The organism is Acinetobacter rathckeae, from assembly GCF_015627125.1.
Taxonomy (GTDB): Bacteria; Pseudomonadota; Gammaproteobacteria; order Pseudomonadales; family Moraxellaceae; genus Acinetobacter; species Acinetobacter rathckeae.
Genome location: NZ_VTDO01000007.1, coordinates 72,571 through 92,264, shown reverse-complemented (window position 1 = coordinate 92,264; position 19,694 = coordinate 72,571). Strand labels below are relative to the sequence as shown.

The following is a 19,694-nucleotide window of genomic DNA, read 5'->3' as shown; positions in this document are numbered from 1 at the left end:
GTATATATTACTTTTGCGTGTTTGCTTCGGACATATTCATTTTTGTATGATCCATATGCTCTTTATCTGACATATGATGATGTGGTGCAGATTGTTTCGTTTTCACTTTACACGGCGTTGCACAATCAGACTCACCTGCTGTATGGCCTTCATGTGCCCACAACTGTGTCGTGCCAACCAACACCGCTATACCAAGCATGAACTGAACACTGTGTTTTGCAATTGCTTTCATTTTATATTCCATCCTTTAGTTTCCATTATTACAATAAAAGAGCTGACCCAACATATAGGTGACATGAAAATGACATCTTTGTAATCTATCCCCATGCGACTCATTATCTCGCTATGATAGGGCGTATAGCACAGGCATCTTTAGGAGTGCATGATGAAAATATTATTGGCAGAAGATGAATTTAAAACAGGGGATTACCTTACCCAAGGACTCTCTGAAGCGGGTTATATTACAGACTGGGTGAAAGATGGCATCAGTGCACAACACCAAGCCCTATGTGAAGAATATGATCTGATTATTTTAGATGTTATGCTCCCGAAGCTTGATGGTTGGCAAGTCATTCAAGCCATTCGAAAACATGGTAAAAGCATGCCGATTTTATTTTTAACCGCAAAAGACCAAATAGAAGATCGCGTTAAAGGCTTAGACTTAGGTGCAGACGACTACCTCGTTAAACCCTTTGCTTTTGCAGAACTTTTAGCACGAATTAAAAGCCTATTACGCCGTGGGCAACAACGAGAAGAAAACAATATTTGTATTGCCGACCTTGAGCTTGATCTCATCAAACGCCGTGTTACTCGCTCAGGGCAACGCATAGACCTGACTGCCAAAGAATTTGCACTGATGGAACTGTTTATGCGTCGACGTGGTGAAATACTGCCTCGTGCCTTAATTGCATCACAAATATGGGATATGAATTTTGACAGCGACACCAATGTGGTTGAGGTGGCGATTAAACGCCTGAGGAATAAAGTAGACCAAGATTTTTCACCAAAGCTGATTCAAAATATTCGTGGCATGGGCTACGTGTTAGAGATCGACAATGAAAAATAAGTTTTTTAAGGCCATTGGCTTTCAAATTGCGATTATTTTTTCTATATCGACCATTACCATTTTGATTATTATGGGCATCGTCATACACCACTTGGTCACCCATCATTTTGAAATGCAAGACCGTAGCCAGCTCGAAGGTAAAGTTCAACTGGTACAACATATTTTAAAACAAAATACCATCAATGAGAATAACTTAGACAGCTACCTCACCGATGCATTGGTCGGACATCACGACTTAATTGTTCAAGTCGAACGCCCAATTGGTCATGTCATTTTCAAGTCGATGCCTGAAGAAATCACACTCCATCAGCTCACCACATCTGCACCACAACAATGGCTTAACTGGACAAGCCAACATACCCACTACCGAGGTTTAATCGACCAACATTCCTCTACGCCTGAGTACCCATCTACAAAAATTATTGTCGGCATTGATACCTCACAGCATTCACATTTTTTAAATGACTTTCGCTACCAACTGCTCTACATTGGTCTAGCAGGCACAGCTTGCCTAATGTTTTTGGGTTGGTTTGCTGCATGGCGTGGCTTACGCCCCATTCAAAACATGGCAAAAGTCGCTGAAGGCATTTCGGCACAACATTTGTCAGAACGTTTAGACATTGAAAATACGCCTTTAGAATTACAGTCCTTAGCCATTGCCTGTAACGACATGCTTGATCGCTTAGAAATGGCATTGGCCAAACTCTCTGACTTTTCATCCGATCTTGCCCATGAAATTCGTACACCACTGAATAATTTAATGACACAAACCCAAGTTTGTTTATCTCGCCCAAGAGAAATGAATGACTACAAAGAAGTGTTATTTTCTAATTTAGAAGAATTAGAGCATTTATCTCGTATGATTTCAGACATGCTTTTTTTGGCAAAAACAGAACATGGCCTACAGCTAACCCAACTGCAACCAATTGATTTGGCCAAAGAAACCCAAGCCTTAATTGACTTTTATGATGCCCTCGCCGCCGAAAAAGACATCACTTTTCAGCATACAGGCACGGCAATGGTCAATGCCAATCCGACCATGTTACGCCGTGCGCTGAGTAATTTATTTTCCAATGCAATTAAATATGGACAAGCACAATCCATCATTTACACCGAATGCCATCAAGACCATGAAAAAACCATCTTCCGCATTAAAAACAACGGCGTTGCATTGTCCAATGAACAATGTGCCCGACTCTTTGACCGTTTTTACAGAACCGATGTGTCTAGACAACGCCTAGAAGAAGGTACAGGATTAGGGCTTGCAATCACAAAATCAATTTTAGATTTACATCACGCAAGCATTGAGGTGCAATCAGATCAGGGCTTTATTATTTTTACGATTGTCTTTAAAGGGCTAAAAACAGCACCACATCAGGCTTAATCTATACCCACCACCGTGGTGATATAACCTGTAGTGAGCAATATACTTAGCCCCAATAGCATCTCAAATAAAATGGCATAGCCAAATATTTTCGCCACGTTTACTTGCTGTAATCTGGGCGTAAAATAGTATTTATTGAGGACAGCCAAACTCAAAATGGCCAATACAAAAACCATTTTAATCATAAAGCCATAGCCATACGGCGTATTCAGCAATACATCTATATTTTGTATGAGCATGAGTGCAACACTGATGCCACAAAGCAATAAAATAGCCACAATAAAAGAAGCAATTACACCAAACAAATGAATACACTGCTTCAGTGGTAAGCCAGCAATTCTCTGCGTACTTAACCATAATGGATACAATGCGCCGAGCCAAATAGACATGGTTAAAACATGCACAGATAATAAAATTTGTGCCAAAACTGTACTGTTGACCACATGACCCAACTGCGAAAAACTATAAATTATCGGCAGTATAAATAGTCCAAGAAGTAACTTTTGCCATGTATAAAAATGAATCGGTTTACGCATTACAACCACAGCTAAGAATAAGGCGATCAATCCAAAACTCAGAATCCGAATCACATGCACATGACCAATAGCGGTATTTAAAAGCAGACTGATATACTGATCATTCAGCATGCCACGCAGGCCTGTATTTGAAAAGCTCCCCACCAAAACAGCAAAACCGAACAGACTCGACACCACACCTAAACATGCACCAAGCAGGATGTATTTCAGTAATTTGTCTTTGATATCTATATATGGCTTGAGTAAAAAACCACTCAAGCTTCCCCCGACCACCATAGCAACTGCAAGGTATAACGTGACTTTGGCGATCCAACTTGCACATGCCCAACTTTCAAAAACCATCGTAAATATCCATGCAGTGAAACACCGTTTAAAATATTAATCATCATGATAAAAAAGGCGAATGTATCAAATATTGACACATCAGCCCCTCAATAATTTTTACTTGGTTGGTTCAATGGTAAAGCTATAGTCACCTGTCATATTGTGACCATCGTTACCCATTGCACCCCAAGTTACGGTGTATTTCCCTTTTGCAGACAAAGTCAAAGGCACATCAAATGATTTTTTCATACCATGATTAATTTCATAGTTCAGTGGCACGTTTTGTTGTTGCGCATCGACTACTTTTATACTCATGAGCATTACCTCATCAGCAAAATTTAAAGTAAGTTTGGTTGGCGTAACTGAGGTTGTCGCATTGATTGCAGGACTTGCACTCATTAAATGAATATGTGCAAAGGCACTGTGTGCTGAAAATAAAATGGTTGTTGCCAGTAAAATACGTTTGAAGCTTGAAGATGTGTTGTGAATTTTTTGCATAATCTAAACCCTTATAAAAGATAAATTGCTCTACGCTTTGTGTGTTTATTATTAAAAACAGAGCAAGACTTTTACATGACTTAGGAATTACATTTTTGTTATTTAAACGATATTCAAAGGAAGTTAACTAAGCTTCAATCAAATTTAAACGCTTAGACTCATCTTATACAGTCACTGATTAATGCTTCAATGACAGATGGCCAATTATGAGTCATGCTAAAAAATCATCAGCTGAACAAAAAACCTATCACGTAACACATACTGTCTAAACTTCAAGATCATATTAGAATCTTATTAAAGATCTTGAAGCATATTTTTCAGACAAACTTCTTAAAATAAAATTTAGGGCTATTTATGAAAATTGAGTTTATCATTAGAACAATCTATGCACTTTGTCTAATAGGTGCAGGACTAAATCATCTCATCACAATTATAATTCACGGTATTTTTTGGGATTATTATAATGCTCCGATATTATCAAGACTCTTTTTTACTTCCTTGACAGTCCTAGACCCTATAGCTGCAATACTATTATTCTTAAAAGCGAGAGCAGGTTTAATATTAACTTTTTTAATCATTCTGGTTGATGTTATACATAATAGTGGACTCCTTTTATACGAAGGGCGTACTTTATTGAATGATATGTTTATTTCACAATTTATATTTTTACTATTTGTGATGTCTACAATACACATTCCATGGAATAAAAACAGATAAATTAATGATAGTGTTGCAACATGAATGAAGATTTTAATCTGTATATTTAATAGCCTATACGCTCAAACCCGTAGCATAAATCTTTGTATGTTTATGTATTTTTCTATTGTCTATCTATGAGAGTAATTTAAAATCAGTAATATAAGCACTTTAGATTGCTAACAAAAATATTTAAGGGATCGTCAAATGAAAATTGAAAATGTACCCGAGTTTATTGACCCAAGATTAAACCTAGAAAAAGCCAAAGAAGAGGCACTCGCTTTAATTAAAAAACGTGCTTACATTTCAGCAGGGGCAGCCATTGTACCTATTCCTTTTTTTGATGTCATGATCGACGTGGGTATCCTGACTGCACTCATTCCGCAAATTAACCAAAGTTTTGGATTGTCTAAAAACTACACCACCGTGTTTAACCCAAAAACCAAAGAAATTCACTGGGACGAGCTCAAAAAACGTGGCATTGAATTTTCAGGGCTGATGGTGGCACGTACAGGGGTAAAAAAATCAATTAATGGTTTTGTCAGTCGTATGCTCACCAAACAAGTGACAAAATTTATTCCACTGGGTGGGCAAATTATTGCAGCCAGTCTAGGTTATATTGTGTTTAAAAAAATTGCTGAATCACACATTGAAGACAGCTATAAATTGGCCAAAAGCATTCAAACAAAAAACCAAGACACCACTATTCAAGGTTAAATACAACAGGCCACTACATACTTATTTTGTAGTGGTCATGTGCTCGATGACCGCCTTTAACACTTCAAGACGAGCACGACGTTTATCATTCGTTGCAATCACATACCACGGTGCATGAACATGATCTGTATAAGCCAGCATATCTGAAGCCGCTTGCACATAATCCGCCCACTTTTCACGGTTTCGCCAATCTTCAGCTGTAATTTTAAACTGCTTACTTGGTGTAGATGCCCGAGATTTAAAACGTTTGCCTTGCTCTTTTTCATCTATCGCTAACCAGAACTTGACCACCAGTGTATTGTGGTTCACCAAGTCCTGCTCGAACTGATTAATTTCCTCATACCCCTTTTGCCACATGGCCACTGGAGTGATTTGTTCTACTCGCTCAACCAACACACGCCCATACCAAGAACGATCAAAAATTGTGAGCTTTTTTTGATTTAAATGACGCCAAAAACGCCATAAATACGGTCGCTGTAGCTCGTATGGTTTTGGTGCAGCAATCGAGTGAATACCATATTCCAAAGGGTCTAAATCTGTAATCACGCGTTCAATCGCACCACCTTTCCCTGCTGCATCCACGCCCTCAAACACCAACACCACACGGCGTTTTTCTTGCCGAAGTAAATCAGCAAACTGTTCGGTGTATTCAGCCAACATGTGCTCATACCTTTCACGGCTAAGTGTGGCTTGCTTGGTCACATTTAAACGTGGCGACAACGTAACTTCTTTAATGTCAGACAGCTCATACTTAGGTAAACTGCTGTGTTGGCAGGTATATAAGATATGCTGTGCAAAGCTCAGACTAGGCGTTGGATCATCTGAGGCAATGTGCACCCAATGTTGCGTAAAAGATTGCCGTAATTGCTGTGCTTTTTGATATTGCTTTTTACTCAACCAATCTATGCCATATTTTTGCTGTACCTGCATGGCTAAAGTGGTCTCTGTAGAGGATTTTTGTTTAAGCTCAGACCATGGTAAATCAAACCAAAAATGCATAACCTCAACACGTTGGTCGATTAAATACCTTTCAAACTGTCCAATTTGCTGTAAAACGTGCTGAAAGTCTACCTTCGTCATGGGCTGATGCATAGCAGTTGCCAACAATTGATCATACCAATGCCCAAGCAACACCGTAATCTGCCCCTCTTGCGGTATATTTTCAACAAATGATTGCCAAAATGGCATCTTTACATCTAAACCACAAACCTGATGTGCATGTATAGATAATCCATGTGGGTCTAACAAAGTGCGTAACTGCTTCACTGCTTGCATTTTTGGGGAAAATGCCACCCCAGACACCAAAATTAAAATACTACGAGCCTGAGACGTACCCTGATAACTTTGTAATGCACGCTGTGCTTTAATTAGTTCAAAAGATAATTGTTTTTTATGTATTTTTTCCAAAATTCTCACTCCTTGTGACGTGTTATACCTCTTCAAACACAGATATACATTTTTTACTTTATAGTCATATTCTTTCTAATCACAATCTTTTATCATCAGTACATCTTTTTATCACCAGACCCATGTGTAAATGTCTAAACTCAGCATACTCGATGAACTGGTTGAACGGTACTATCAACTACAATACCACCAAAATCATGCCTTAAAACAACGCTTAACCGATGTACAACAATGGCAAAAACAGCGACTACAACTGAGCCATCAGACACTCTTTAGCCAGCCTAAAAACCAACATATGGCGAGCTACTTCGTCAGTCGTTTATATGGTAGCCCCGACTTCGATGCGTTAGCCACACAAATTGAACGCATGATTCAACATGCCCATAAAGTAGAAAAACTCATTCCCGCAACAGCCATTCATACAGGTACACATGCCATTAGTTTGGCACTTTTAGCCGTAGAGCTTGATGAACAGCTGGCAAAAAACTTACTACACCACTACCCTGCCAAACTTGCCATTTCAGATGATATGATCGCATCATCGCTCAAAGAACTGAATCAACAACACAAAAGACAACAGCAACTCGACATGACCGACCAACTTGGCGAATATTTAGACCAATACTTACGCTCTCGTCTATTACATACAGCATTTAAACTGGCAAAACCTTTGGCGTATAAGCATCGATTTCATACAGCCTATGACTTCATTGCAGAAGGGTTTCAAGCACTCAAGCCCATGACATCAGCCAATGACTTTGTCAAAGAGTTCACCCAGCAAGAACGCCAAGTACTTTTACAGATACAACATGGCAAAGCTCAACCCTTTCAAATTCAACGTGAATAAATATAAGCAAAATACAGCAATATCTTATTTTTGCCGATATTCTGCCTCGACGTGCACATAATGCACTGCAAAAAATGTAAAATGCTGTCATGATGTGACCCTTTAAAATGATTCTTTCTTTGGTGGTTAGGAGAAATTCCATGTCAAATGAAAACCAAGTGCCTAAAACAGCTCAAAATACGGCCCCCCAAGACACAACAAGCCCATTTTTAACCGAACCATTACCTAAAGGCACACCACAAGGGCAAACGCAAACCCTTAAACAAAACCCGACACACGATGACTTACCTACGGGTGCAACACGTACCGAGCATGTGGGCGAAACGACACACTTTGGTTTTCAGACTGTAAATACGGCCGAAAAAGAACAAAAAGTGGCACAAGTTTTTCACTCTGTCGCACAAAAATATGACCTTATGAATGACGTGATGTCATTTGGTATTCACCGCTTATGGAAACGCTTTGCCATACAAATGTCTGGTGTACGCCAAGGTCAGCACGTCCTTGATATTGCAGGCGGTACAGGCGATCTTGCCAAAGTATTTAGTAAAGAAGTCGGTGCAGAAGGCCGCGTGGTTCTATCTGACATCAATGCATCTATGCTCAAAGTTGGACAAAACCGTCTGCAAGCAAAATGTAAAAACATGGAGTTTATCTTGGCCAATGCCGAGTCGCTCGAACCGTTTGCAGACAACAGCTTTGACCTTGTCACCATCAGTTTTGGTTTACGTAACGTCACCGACAAAGATGCAGCCCTTGAAGCCATGTATCGTGTCCTTAAACCAGGTGGGCGTTTACTGATTTTAGAGTTTTCAAAACCTGTATTTGAACCATTTTCAAAACTCTATGACCTTTACTCATTTACCGCATTGCCACTCATGGGTAAAATTATTGCCAATGACTCAGAAAGCTACAAATATTTAGCCGAGTCTATACGCATGCACCCGGACCAACGCACACTTAAACAAATGATGGAAAATGCACAGTTTAAAGACTGTGATTACCACAACCTTACAGGTGGTATTGTTGCGGTACACCGCGGCTTTAAACTCTAAACTTGATCACATGGCACACAAACAGACATGCTAAAACCCTTTAGCATGTCTACTCAAAAGACACGGTAAATACAGGCACTTGGCATTATGATTCCGCATATTTCACGGTTACTCGAACTTTGGCGTATTGCCGCCCACTACCGACTTGACACACTCATTGCTAAAGATGACCTGCCACCCAAAGCCAAACCGCTCATCAAACTCATTACCCTGCACCCTGCGGCATGGTCAAGTAAGCATAATAAAAACCCTGAAAAACTCAAACAAGCCCTTGAAGACATGGGGCCCTTAGCCATTAAGCTTGGCCAACTGTTATCTACACGGCGAGACCTAATTCCACCGCATATCCTCAATCAGCTCATTACTTTACAAGACCGTGTTAAACCCTTCGATGCCCATACTGCAAAAGAGCGTGTGCAAAACTCACTCAAAGCAGACCTAAACACCTTATTTCAACGTTTTGATGAACAGCCCCTTGCAGCAGCATCTATTGCTCAAGTACACACAGGTGCATTGCATGATGGCAAAGAAGTGATTATTAAAGTCACTCGTCCAGACATTAAACAACAAATATTACAAGACTTTGATATTTTGACGTGGCTTGGCAAGCACTTTGAAAACCGCCTAGAGGCGGCACGTGCACTACATTTAAACCAAATTATACAAGACTACCGCCAAACCCTTTTAAATGAGTTAGACCTTACATTAGAGGCAGACAACACTCGTCGTATGCGTGCCTACTTCAAAGGTTCAGACATGATGTATGTCCCTGAAGTCTATATAGAAAGTACAGACGTGATGGTAGCAGAACGCATTACCGGCGTCCCCATTTCAGACACAGATACATTTGACCGCTTAGGCATAGACCGCAAACGCTTGGCTGAAAATGGCCTAAAGATTTTCTTCACCCAAGTATTACGTGATAACTTTTTTCACGCAGACATGCACCCGGGCAACATTTTTGTTGAAACCATGCACACCCAAAAGCCTCGCTACATCGCACTCGACTGTGCCATTATGGGGGAGTTGTCGAAGCAAGACCAAATGAATGTCGCTCGCATGTTATTGGCAGTCATGAATAGCGACTTTGACCAACTGGTGCATATTATTTACCAAGCTGCATGGGTGCCACCAAGTATCGACCAAGATGCTTTAGCACGTGATATGCGGCGTACCGTTGGGCCAATGACTGCCAAACCCATGAATGAGCTGGACTTTGCAGGTATTTTATTGCAAATCATGGATATCGCACGGCGTTTCCAATTAGAAATACCGCCACAACTGATGTTACTGATTAAAACACTCATACACGTAGAAGGCTTAGGTACAGCCCTTTACCCACAACTCGATATTTGGAAACTGGCACAACCCATTTTAACCAACTGGGTCAAAGCCAACAGTAGCCCGACCAAAAACCTAAAATACTTAAAACAGCATTTGCCTGACTTTATGCTCAGTGCCCAAGAAATTCCGAACCTTATTTTGGAAAGCCTAAACAGCTTAAAAATGCAGGCACAGTGGCAAGAAAAACAAGTACGTGAAATTCAAAACATGCGTATTCAGCTTGAATTACAGCAAAAACGCAGTTGGGTTTTTGGTAGCATCATGGCTATTTTAATCAGTTTGGCCCTCGTCTCACCGTGGTTTATGGCCATTCCACTGATTATCTGTAGTGCAATGATTGCCGCATGGCGTTTGGTCAAATAATTACCCTTGCCACAAAAGCATTTGGAAAAAGCCAAATATACCGTACACTATATGCCAACAAAACCATATTTTATGCAACAGGTAACATCTGATGAACAATACACAATGGCTAGATGAAGTGAAATTTAATGAGCAAGGCTTAATACCTGCCATTGCACAACATCATCAAACTGGCCGTGTATTAATGGTCGCTTGGATGAACCGTGAGTCACTACAGCTCACTGCAGAAAAAAAACAAGCCGTCTATTTTTCTCGCTCACGCCAAAAACTCTGGCACAAAGGCGAAGAATCTGGCCACTTTCAAACTGTATTTGAAATTCGTTTAGACTGCGATGCAGATGTCATTGTGCTACAAATTGAACAACATGGTGGCATTGCCTGCCATACAGGTCGTGAGTCTTGCTTTTACCGCACACTCACCCCGCAAGGTTGGCAAATTGTCGATGCACAAATCAAAGACCCAAATGAGATTTATCAAAACGCATCACACAGCCCCAACGCTCATACCCAAGCCATGAATGCTTCTACAGCCACTGCAGAATCTGTAGAAATACTCGACTACTTGGGGCAAATGATGATTGAACGCAAAAAATCTGACCCTGACCAATCTTACGTGGCCAAACTGTACCAAAAAGGGCTGAATAAAATTTTAGAAAAAGTCGGTGAAGAATCCATTGAAAGCATTATTGCTGCCAAAGATTTTGCTCGTGAAAACAATACAGATAACAAAAATGACCTCATTTACGAAACTGCCGATCTTTGGTTTCACAGCCTTGTCGTGCTAGGTTATTTTGACCTTAACCCACAAGATGTACTTAATGAGTTGGCACGTCGCCAAGGGTTGTCTGGTCTTGTAGAAAAAGCCAACCGTAGCGTTTAATGACACAAAACATACGCCCTACAACCGAACAAACCCACGCCATTGATATGGCAACACAAGGCCAATCGTTTAAAGTGGTGGCATACGCAGGTACGGGAAAAACCACCACTTTACAAATGGTCAGTGCAGCACTGCCCCACAAGCGTGGCATGTATTTGGCATTTAACAAAGCCATTGCCAGCGAAGCACAACAAAAATTTCAAGGCCGAGTGGACAGCCGTACTTTTCACTCGCTCGCCTTTCGTCATGTGCCCCGTGCCATTACAGACAAACTCCGTCTACCCCGTTTAAGTCCAAGTTTTTTAGCCAAATCTTATCGTTTAGAACCACTGACATTACGCAGATTGATGGGGGGAAGATACGAACGCTACACCCTTATGCCAAGCCGTTTAGCCAGTTTAGTCAGCAATGCAGTGGGCTACTTTTGTGCCACCAGTTCACAATACCCTGCACCAAGGCATATTCAAGCCCCGAGTTGGTTACATCAAGACGACATCGAAACCTTACAAAAATATTTATACCCATTTTTTGAACGGCGTTGGCTTGAGTCCATACACCCCCAACATGAAGCAGGCATCGGGCACGACATTTATTTAAAACTGTGGGCACTGTCTGACCCTATTATTCCTGCCGACTATGTTTTGTTTGATGAAGCACAAGATACCGACCCACTCATGTTAGGTATTTTACTCAAACAACAACACAGCCAAGTCATTTATGTGGGTGATGCACACCAACAAATCTATGCATGGCGTGGTGCAGTCAATGCCATGCAAAAAATGCCATTACCCGAATCTCGGCTGACCACCTCATTTCGTTTTGGGCAAGACATTGCAAATGTTGCCAATCTACTACTGCGTGATTTAAATGAAACTGTGCCGTTACAAGGCAACCCACAGGCCACATCTAAAGTCATCAACGCACCACATCACAAAAAACGTGATGCCATTTTATGCCGTACCAATGCCAGAGCAATGGAGCTCCTTTTAGCAGGTTTAGTCAGTGGTGATCGTGTCAGTTTACAGGCAGACCATGCACGGCTTGGGCGTTTTATAGATGCTGCAACCATGCTCAAACAAGGTAAACGTGTCACCGATGTGCCCGAACTCGCATGGTTTAACTCATGGAATGACGTACACGAATACTGTGAAACCAATGAAGGCAGTGACATTAAACCGCTTGTCCGCTTGGTCGATGATCATGGTACATCACCCCTCAAAAAAGCATTACACCAAATTACACCACTTGAGCAAGCAGACTACGTCATTTCCACCGCACATAAAGCCAAAGGCCTTGAGTGGGAAAGAGTACATATTGAAGATGACTACCAATTTAAAATCAATGCACATGACTACAAAATTAGTGACGAAGAGTTACGTTTACTGTATGTGGCCTGTACTCGTGCCAAGCAAAGCTTAAATATCAACAACATTTATGATTTAATTGAGCAATTGAAGAAAAAAGGTAAAAAATAATTTTATAATTAAAAATCAATATTTTAATAAAAAAACAAAAAAACTCTAAATTATGAAAAAATTTAAAAAAGTAATTTAAAACATCAATTTAGTTTTAATGATAAAAAATAGGACTATTTTTTTGGCATACAACACACGATGCCTTAGTATTTTACAAACAATTATCTTATGTTAATGTAAATCGTTATTATTAAAAACAGCTTAAAACACAATGACTACATTTAAAAAAAAATCCCTCTATTTATCTGTCTGTTCTATCTTATTTTTGTCAGTAACACATCTTGAGGCAGCTCAAGGTGCTAAAGATGAAACAGCAACCCTACCTGTACTAGAAATAAAATCTGAATCAGACGCGAACACTTATGCTGCGACAAAAGCAGTATCTGGGCTTAAATCTGATACACCTTTATTTAAGACAGCACAATCCGTTACGGTTGTTACATCAGAACAGCTGAACCAAAAACAGGCCTCTACCCTCGCCGATGCTATTAGTAACATTTCGGGTGTGTCAGTTGGATACCGTAGCCGTCGAGGTCTAGATGATATTATCATCCGTGGACAAAATGCCTCGAACCAAATTTATATTGATGGTCTACGACAAGGTACAGGTACAGATGTTGCTGTGGACCTCTCTGGCGTAGATCAGGTTCAAGTCATTAAAGGTCCAGCATCTGTTAACTTTGGTCAAGTGTTACCCGGTGGTCTTGTAAATTTAGTCACCAAACGCCCAACTGCCAATAGTTTTGCCAATGTAGACTTAACTTATGGAAGCTATGACTTTAAACAAGCACAATTCGACCTAAACTATAGCCCGAATCAAAGTGAAAAAGGTGCATTTCGTTTAGATGGCCGTGTGGCAGACCAACACGACGAGATTGAAAAACTATATTTTAAAAACTTTTACATTTCACCTTCATATACTTTTGACTTAGGTGACAAAGCAGAACTTTCAACCATTGCAAGCTACCAACACCGTGAGTACTTACGCATACAAGGTATTCCTGTTTTAGGTACGCTCAAAACTAACCCTAATGGTCCAATTCAAAGAGATATTTATCTTGGTGAACCGGCTGCAGGGCCGTATAAAGCAGATGTATATCGCTTAGGTTATACATTCAAATATCACTTTGATAATGCATGGCAATTTGAACAAAACTTTGCTGTCAGACAAGCCAATTATGATGGTAATTTTATCACCATGGACCGCTGGGCAGGTGGTAAAACGCCAGACTACAAATCAATTATTCGAGTATCTAACGCACAAGATTCAGACAACCGCATTTACACATTAGATAATCAGCTCAAACGTAATTTTGACTTTCACAATATTAGTCATCATGTACTTATTGGTGTAGATGCTCTACATGACCAACGTAAAATGAACAGTTATGACTGTAGTATCTCGGACTTCAATTTCTACACGCCAGTTTATGGCACAAATGTTGATTGTAGTAATCGAAACTATCGCCCAAGAAGTATCATCAACAAAATAGATACGACACAATTTTTAGGACTATATTTACGAGATCAAATCTTCATTAAAGACAACCTGATTGTCAGTCTAGCAGGTCGTCATGATTGGGCAAAAACCAGTAGCCAAAACTTAGTGACAGCAAAAGAGACTAAACAAAGAAATCATGCTTTTTCTGGCAGTGCGTCGGTTTTATATAATATCAATCATTGGGTTTCGCCATATGCGAGCTATTCAACCTCATTTTTACCCAATGCAGGCACAGATAAAAATGGGAAAATATTCGACCCTCAACAAGGCAAACAACTGGAAGCTGGTTTTAAATTCCAAAATGAAAGCCAGAGTTTGCAGGGAAGTCTCGCTTGGTATGACTTAGCTTTAGATAATGTTTTAGTCAGTGATACTAGCGCAACGGGTTATAATATTGCCGATGGTCAACAAAAAACCAAAGGTATAGAAGCCGAAATTGTAGCAAACTTGTCAGATCAACTACGAATTAATGCCTCATTCAGCCATATGTATGAAGCAAAAATTAGTAAAGATACGCGACCTGCTCGCGTGGGACAACGTTTAGAAAACACACCGACCAATAACTATAGCCTTTCTACTCGCTATTATCCAATCAGTGACAAAGAGGGTTGGTATATTGGTGCAGGCGTACGTGGCGAGAGTGCTAAACCTGTTGTTGGTGATACCAGTATTAAAGTACCTAGCTATGCATTATTTGATGCAGAAGCAGGCTATAATGCCTTACATTGGGGAGCCCAACTTTCCGTACGCAATATGTTCGATAAAGAATATTATGCAGGTACAATTGCCAATGTAGACAACAATAACCGAATTATTACTCTAGGTAGCCCTCGTCAAATTAACTTTACATTGAAGTTTAAGTATTAAAGTGTTCAATATAAAAAAACCGAGCCTATAAGGCTCGGTTTTTTTATATTCATTGACCGGTTAGTTACGATCAACGTTATTTAACTCTGCAAATGCTTGCTCTAAACGAACAACCATAGAAGTTTGTGCTGCACGCAACCAAACACGTGGGTCATAATATTTTTTGTTTGGCTTGTCTGCACCTTCTGGGTTACCCAATTGGCTTTGTAGGTAGCCTTCATTCTTTTTATAGAACTCAAGTACACCTTGCCAATTCGCCCATTGCGTGTCTGTATCAATGTTCATTTTAATCACGCCGTAGCCAATTGACTCTTCAATTTCTTGTGCAGAAGAACCTGAACCACCATGAAATACAAAGTCTAGGCTATTATGTGGCAAGTTATGTTTTTTACTCACGTATTCTTGTGAATCACGTAAAATTGTTGGCGTTAATTTTACATTCCCTGGTTTGTATACACCGTGTACGTTACCAAATGATGCTGCAATGGTGAAGCGTGGGCTAATCGCACTCAGTTTTTGGTAAGCGTAGTCTACATCTTCAGGCTGTGTATACAGTGCTGAAGCGTCCATATGGCTGTTGTCTACGCCATCTTCTTCACCACCTGTGCAACCTAATTCAATTTCTAGTGTCATGTCTAATTTAGACATACGCGCTAAGTACTGTGCACAAATTTCAATGTTTTCTTCTAATGACTCTTCTGACAAATCAATCATGTGTGAAGAAAATAATGGCTTACCTGTTGCTGCAAAGTGTTTTTCACCCGCATCTAGCAGGCCATCAATCCAAGGTAATAGTTTTTTTGCACAGTGGTCAGTATGCAAAATAACAGGTACGCCGTAATGTTCAGCCATCAGGTGTACGTGCTGTGCACCAGAAATTGCGCCTAAAATTGCAGCACCGTGTGGTTTATCTGTTTTTAAACCTTTACCTGCAATGAATGTTGCACCGCCATTTGAAAATTGAATGATAATTGGTGCTTTGACTTTGGCAGCAGCTTCAAGTGTTGCATTAATAGAGTCAGTACCTACGCAATTGACCGCAGGTAAAGCAAAAGCATTTTCTTTCGCAACAGCAAACACTTTTTGAACGTCATCACCTGTGACTACACCAGGTTTTACAAAATCAAAAATCTTAGACATATTCGTTTTCCTATTTCATCCATTTTTAGACGGGCTAATTCACTTACTACCCAGCATGTTGCTTTATTTCAAGCATTATCATCTTCTGCGTAGCTCGCTTTATTCATCATTTGCTAGCATGTTGACCATATCTCTTATGGTATGGATTTTTACATATACCCATAAACGAGTACATGGTTAAGCATCACATTCAACAGTCTATCGGGCATCAGATGTATATTCTTTCCTTGATTCTTGCAATATACATGACCAAATCATTACAGCAGATTATTTTGTACAGCGACGATCTCTCTTAAACTACACGGTTATCCTGTGAATCTGACCATGTAAACTAACATTGATTGCTCTTATTCTCTACAAAAAATATATGCTGTCACTTAAGACTTTGGCATAACACTGCAGATTTCACATCAATACTGCCACTTCATTTATAAGATAGCAGATTTGCACTTTTTTGGGTTAAAGTTTTTTAAAATGCTCACTATTGACTCAATCAATCACGCACTAAAATGAATCATGTTAAAATGTACGCAGTTTTAGCAATCTTGCTGTTTTTTAATGTTAAAAAACTCTGAATTATCCGTATTTATTGATTACAATATCAACAGATAGTGTCTAATTCCTGTAGATTTTTTGTTTTACATTAGACAGTAAAATCAAACGATTGGCTTTTAAAATTTGAATATTGGATTTCTCTTTGCAAACCTCTAAATTTTAAAGGAAAAGATTCATCAGGCACATGCCTACACCAAAATAAGGATACGAGCGTGCTGGCCATTATTATTATTTTACCTTTATTGCTAGGTACTGGACTCAGTGCACTACTCAATAAAGCCCCTCGCCTTGCCAAAATGTTAGTCGCTGTTGGCATTAGTTTAAGTTGTTTTATTCTACTGCTCAGTCAAGCTCAGCCTGTACTACAAGGTCAAACCATTTTACAGCAATGGGACTGGTTGCCTCAGCTTGGTATTAATTTAAGCTTTCGCCTAGATGCCATTGCATGGCTATTTGCATTACTCATTAGTGGTATTGGTACGCTTATTTTCATCTACGCTTACTATTATCTGAGTAAAAACAGCTCTTTAAGTAAGCTGTATGTATTACTCAATCTTTTCATGGCCGCTATGTTGGGTATCTCTCTTTCAGATAACCTGATTATTTTATTGGTCTTTTGGGAGCTCACCAGTATTTCTTCATTTCTATTGGTGTCTTACTGGCACCAATATGATGCAGCACAACGTGGTGCACGTATGGCACTCACCATTACGGGTATGGGTGGATTGGCTTTACTCGGTGGCTTTGTATTGTTGGGGCAAATTGCAGGCACGTATCAAATTCATAATATTCTTGCCATGGGCTCAAGCCTACAACAGCATGCGTTGTTCACTCCCGCCATGTTACTTATTTTACTGGGTGCAATGACCAAAAGTGCACAATTTCCATTTCACTTTTGGCTACCAAATGCCATGGCAGCACCAACGCCTGTGTCGGCATATCTACACTCTGCCACTATGGTGAAAGCGGGTATTTTCCTGATTGCTCGTTTATTGCCTATTTTTGTAGGCTTTGGTTTATTTCATACTTTAGTGACCAGTATTGGCCTCATCACCTTTTTTATTGGGGCATTTTTTGCCATTTTCAAAGAAGACCTTAAAGGCTTATTGGCGTATTCAACCATTAGTCATTTAGGCTTAATTGTCTGCTTACTCGGGATTGGTTCCCCGCTTGCTGTAGCAGCTGCTGTATTTCACATTATGAACCATGCCACATTTAAAGCGGCGCTATTTATGATTGCAGGGGTGATCGACCATGAAATGGGAACACGAAGCCTACGCAAGCTCAAAGGTGTTTGGCAACTGCTTCCATTTACAGGCACGCTCACCTTTATTACCGCATCAGCAATGGCAGGTGTACCACTCACCAACGGCTTTTTATCCAAAGAAATGTTTTTTACCGAAATCGTGGCACAGTTTTCGGGAACAAGTTTAACCATCGCAATTATTATCACCACATTGGCAGGTATTTTTGCAGTGGCTTACTCAACACGCATGATTCACGGCATATTTTTTGATGGGGCTTTAGGACAAGATATTCCAAACAAAGAAGCACATGAGCCCCCTTTTGGTATGCGTGCTCCCATTTTACTGCTCGCAATTTTATGTATTTTAGTCGGCATATTACCTGCATTTTTTGCTGAAAGTATTGTGAACAGTGTTACACAATCTATTTTATTAACCAGCAACCATCATATTGCTCACTTGGCGATTTGGCATGGTGTAAATACACCACTCATCATGAGTATGATTGCCCTAGTCGGTGGTATTAGTCTGTACTTTTTCTTTGCTCGACAAGGCAAAATCAGACATATTGAGCTTGAAAAACATCTAGGCCCACTACAAGGCAAACTCATTTTTGAAAAGCTATTGCATCGTTTAGAAGTGATTGCCCGCCAAATTAAACTAGCGACAGAAACCAGTCGCCTACAAAGCTATTTGTTTTGGGTGATTAGCTTTAGCATTGTGATGATTTGCATTCCATTGCTCCCCTACCAAATTGGTACAGGCACGCGTGTACTTACCCATGCACCTATGTTGGCAATTGTACTGTGGTTACTGTTATTTAGTGCCTGCTGGATGATGCTATGGTTTCACCACGAACGGATTAAAGCGGTGCTGATTAGTGGTGCGGTGGGTCTTGTGGTCTCTATTACCTTTATTACACTCTCCGCCCCTGATCTTGCACTCACACAAATTACAGTTGATGTGGTCACCACAGTGCTACTGTTAATGAGCTTGTCTTTATTACCACAGCTCACCCCCTATGAATCATCTCAAGCCAGACGTTGGCGAGATGCCTTTATTGCGATTGCTGCAGGAGGTGGCATTGGTTGGGTGACTTGGCTGATTTTAACCCGCGACTACAGCTCAATTTCTTGGTTCTTCGTGCAACAGTCTTTACCACTTGGTGGTGGTGCAAATGTCGTCAATGTCATTTTAGTGGACTTCCGTGGTTTCGATACCTTTGGCGAGATCACCGTTTTAGGCATTGCAGGCATAGGTACACTGTGTTTAATGGATGGCATGCGAGCACATGGTACACAAACCACCAAAGGTCTAACCTACCGCTTTAACCCATCGCCACTTTTATTACGTACGACGGCATCTTGGGTCTTACCTATTGCTTTAGTGGTCAGCTTTTATATTTTCATGCGTGGGCATAATTACCCCGGTGGTGGTTTTATTGCGGGCTTAATTACCGCGATTGCACTTATTTTACAATATATTGCCTTAGGTCAAGACCGGGCTGAACGCCTTATTCAAGCAAAGTCTGGGCGTTTATACGAAATTTGGATTGGCTCAGGCTTAACCATTGCAGGACTTTCAGGCATTGCTTCATGGTTTTGGATGCGACCATTTTTAACCAGTGCACATATTTATATTTCACCACCGTTGCTCGGCGAAACACATTTAGCTTCTGCCGTTTTGTTTGATCTAGGTGTGTACTTTGCAGTGGTTGGCTCAACCATGCTCATGATTTCTGTACTAGGGGATTCCCGACATTCTTCAATGTCTGGTCCTATGCCAAAGGGGTAAG

16 protein-coding genes are annotated in these 19,694 nt (G+C 40.3%); 11 read left to right on the top strand and 5 right to left on the bottom strand.

The genetic code is table 11. The features are described 5' to 3' along the window. Positions 1 to 7 precede the first annotated feature (7 nt). On the bottom strand, positions 8 to 232 hold the full coding sequence (locus I2F31_RS11100) for a hypothetical protein (protein WP_195769555.1): 225 nt from the start codon (positions 230 to 232) through the stop codon (positions 8 to 10). Positions 233 to 385: 153 nt separating this feature from the next. Between I2F31_RS11100 and I2F31_RS11095 the strand changes: the two genes are divergently transcribed. Together I2F31_RS11095 and I2F31_RS11090 are read left to right on the top strand one after the other, a co-directional pair. Next, positions 386 to 1,066, top strand: coding sequence for a heavy metal response regulator transcription factor (locus I2F31_RS11095; protein WP_195769565.1), 681 nt, complete (start codon positions 386 to 388; stop codon positions 1,064 to 1,066). Then, on the top strand, positions 1,056 to 2,450 hold the full coding sequence (locus I2F31_RS11090) for a heavy metal sensor histidine kinase (protein ID WP_195769554.1): 1,395 nt from the start codon (positions 1,056 to 1,058) through the stop codon (positions 2,448 to 2,450). The genes I2F31_RS11095 and I2F31_RS11090 overlap by 11 nt, the downstream gene beginning before the upstream one ends. On the opposite strand, the gene I2F31_RS11085 is transcribed toward I2F31_RS11090, so the two are convergent. Both I2F31_RS11085 and I2F31_RS11080 read right to left on the bottom strand, forming a co-directional pair. After that, positions 2,447 to 3,328 (bottom strand): copper resistance D family protein, encoded by an 882-nt coding sequence (locus I2F31_RS11085; RefSeq protein WP_195769553.1) that lies wholly within the window; start codon positions 3,326 to 3,328, stop codon positions 2,447 to 2,449. The two genes, I2F31_RS11090 and I2F31_RS11085, sit on opposite strands and share 4 nt — an antisense overlap. 99 nt (positions 3,329 to 3,427) lie before the next feature. Then, a complete protein-coding gene (locus I2F31_RS11080; RefSeq protein ID WP_195769552.1) occupies positions 3,428 to 3,808 on the bottom strand; it encodes a copper resistance CopC family protein in 381 nt (126 codons plus the stop codon). A 354-nt stretch (positions 3,809 to 4,162) separates the two neighbouring features. Here I2F31_RS11080 and I2F31_RS11075 point away from each other — a divergent pair, with 354 nt between their 5' ends. Both I2F31_RS11075 and I2F31_RS11070 read left to right on the top strand, forming a co-directional pair. Further along, positions 4,163 to 4,525: a hypothetical protein gene (locus I2F31_RS11075; RefSeq protein WP_195769551.1), complete on the top strand. Its 363-nt coding sequence runs from the start codon at positions 4,163 to 4,165 to the stop codon at positions 4,523 to 4,525. A gap of 186 nt (positions 4,526 to 4,711) precedes the next feature. Continuing rightward, complete coding sequence (locus I2F31_RS11070) at positions 4,712 to 5,221, top strand: hypothetical protein (protein ID WP_195769550.1); 510 nt, start codon at positions 4,712 to 4,714, stop codon at positions 5,219 to 5,221. 21 nt (positions 5,222 to 5,242) lie between these two features. Here I2F31_RS11070 and I2F31_RS11065 read toward each other — a convergent pair whose 3' ends face one another. Further along, positions 5,243 to 6,628 (bottom strand): phosphate--AMP phosphotransferase, encoded by a 1,386-nt coding sequence (locus I2F31_RS11065; RefSeq protein ID WP_195769549.1) that lies wholly within the window; start codon positions 6,626 to 6,628, stop codon positions 5,243 to 5,245. A gap of 130 nt (positions 6,629 to 6,758) precedes the next feature. Between I2F31_RS11065 and I2F31_RS11060 the strand changes: the two genes are divergently transcribed. The 6 genes from I2F31_RS11060 to I2F31_RS11035 all read left to right on the top strand — a co-directional run bounded on the left by I2F31_RS11060 (position 6,759) and on the right by I2F31_RS11035 (position 14,960). Further along, on the top strand, positions 6,759 to 7,475 hold the full coding sequence (locus tag I2F31_RS11060) for an FFLEELY motif protein (RefSeq protein WP_195769548.1): 717 nt from the start codon (positions 6,759 to 6,761) through the stop codon (positions 7,473 to 7,475). Positions 7,476 to 7,615: 140 nt separating this feature from the next. Further along, positions 7,616 to 8,530 (top strand): bifunctional demethylmenaquinone methyltransferase/2-methoxy-6-polyprenyl-1,4-benzoquinol methylase UbiE, encoded by a 915-nt coding sequence (ubiE, locus tag I2F31_RS11055; protein WP_195769547.1) that lies wholly within the window; start codon positions 7,616 to 7,618, stop codon positions 8,528 to 8,530. A gap of 87 nt (positions 8,531 to 8,617) precedes the next feature. Further along, on the top strand, positions 8,618 to 10,237 hold the full coding sequence (locus I2F31_RS11050; RefSeq protein ID WP_195769546.1) for an ABC1 kinase family protein: 1,620 nt from the start codon (positions 8,618 to 8,620) through the stop codon (positions 10,235 to 10,237). A 91-nt stretch (positions 10,238 to 10,328) separates the two neighbouring features. Beyond that, positions 10,329 to 11,117, top strand: coding sequence for a bifunctional phosphoribosyl-AMP cyclohydrolase/phosphoribosyl-ATP diphosphatase HisIE (gene hisIE / locus I2F31_RS11045; protein ID WP_195769545.1), 789 nt, complete (start codon positions 10,329 to 10,331; stop codon positions 11,115 to 11,117). Further along, positions 11,117 to 12,592 carry a UvrD-helicase domain-containing protein gene (locus I2F31_RS11040; RefSeq protein WP_195773902.1) on the top strand — a complete coding sequence of 492 codons (1,476 nt, stop codon included), beginning with the start codon at positions 11,117 to 11,119 and terminating at the stop codon, positions 12,590 to 12,592. Before hisIE ends, I2F31_RS11040 begins: the two co-directional genes overlap by 1 nt. Before the next feature lie 211 nt (positions 12,593 to 12,803). Next, entirely contained in the window at positions 12,804 to 14,960 is a 2,157-nt protein-coding gene (locus I2F31_RS11035; RefSeq protein WP_195769543.1) for a TonB-dependent siderophore receptor, read from the top strand. Positions 14,961 to 15,020: 60 nt separating this feature from the next. On the opposite strand, the gene fbaA is transcribed toward I2F31_RS11035, so the two are convergent. Further along, positions 15,021 to 16,100 (bottom strand): class II fructose-bisphosphate aldolase, encoded by a 1,080-nt coding sequence (gene fbaA, locus I2F31_RS11030; protein WP_195769542.1) that lies wholly within the window; start codon positions 16,098 to 16,100, stop codon positions 15,021 to 15,023. Between the two features lie 767 nt (positions 16,101 to 16,867). On the opposite strand from fbaA, the gene I2F31_RS11025 reads away from it, so the two are divergent. Further along, positions 16,868 to 19,693 (top strand): monovalent cation/H+ antiporter subunit A, encoded by a 2,826-nt coding sequence (locus I2F31_RS11025; protein WP_195773901.1) that lies wholly within the window; start codon positions 16,868 to 16,870, stop codon positions 19,691 to 19,693. Position 19,694 lies beyond the last annotated feature (1 nt).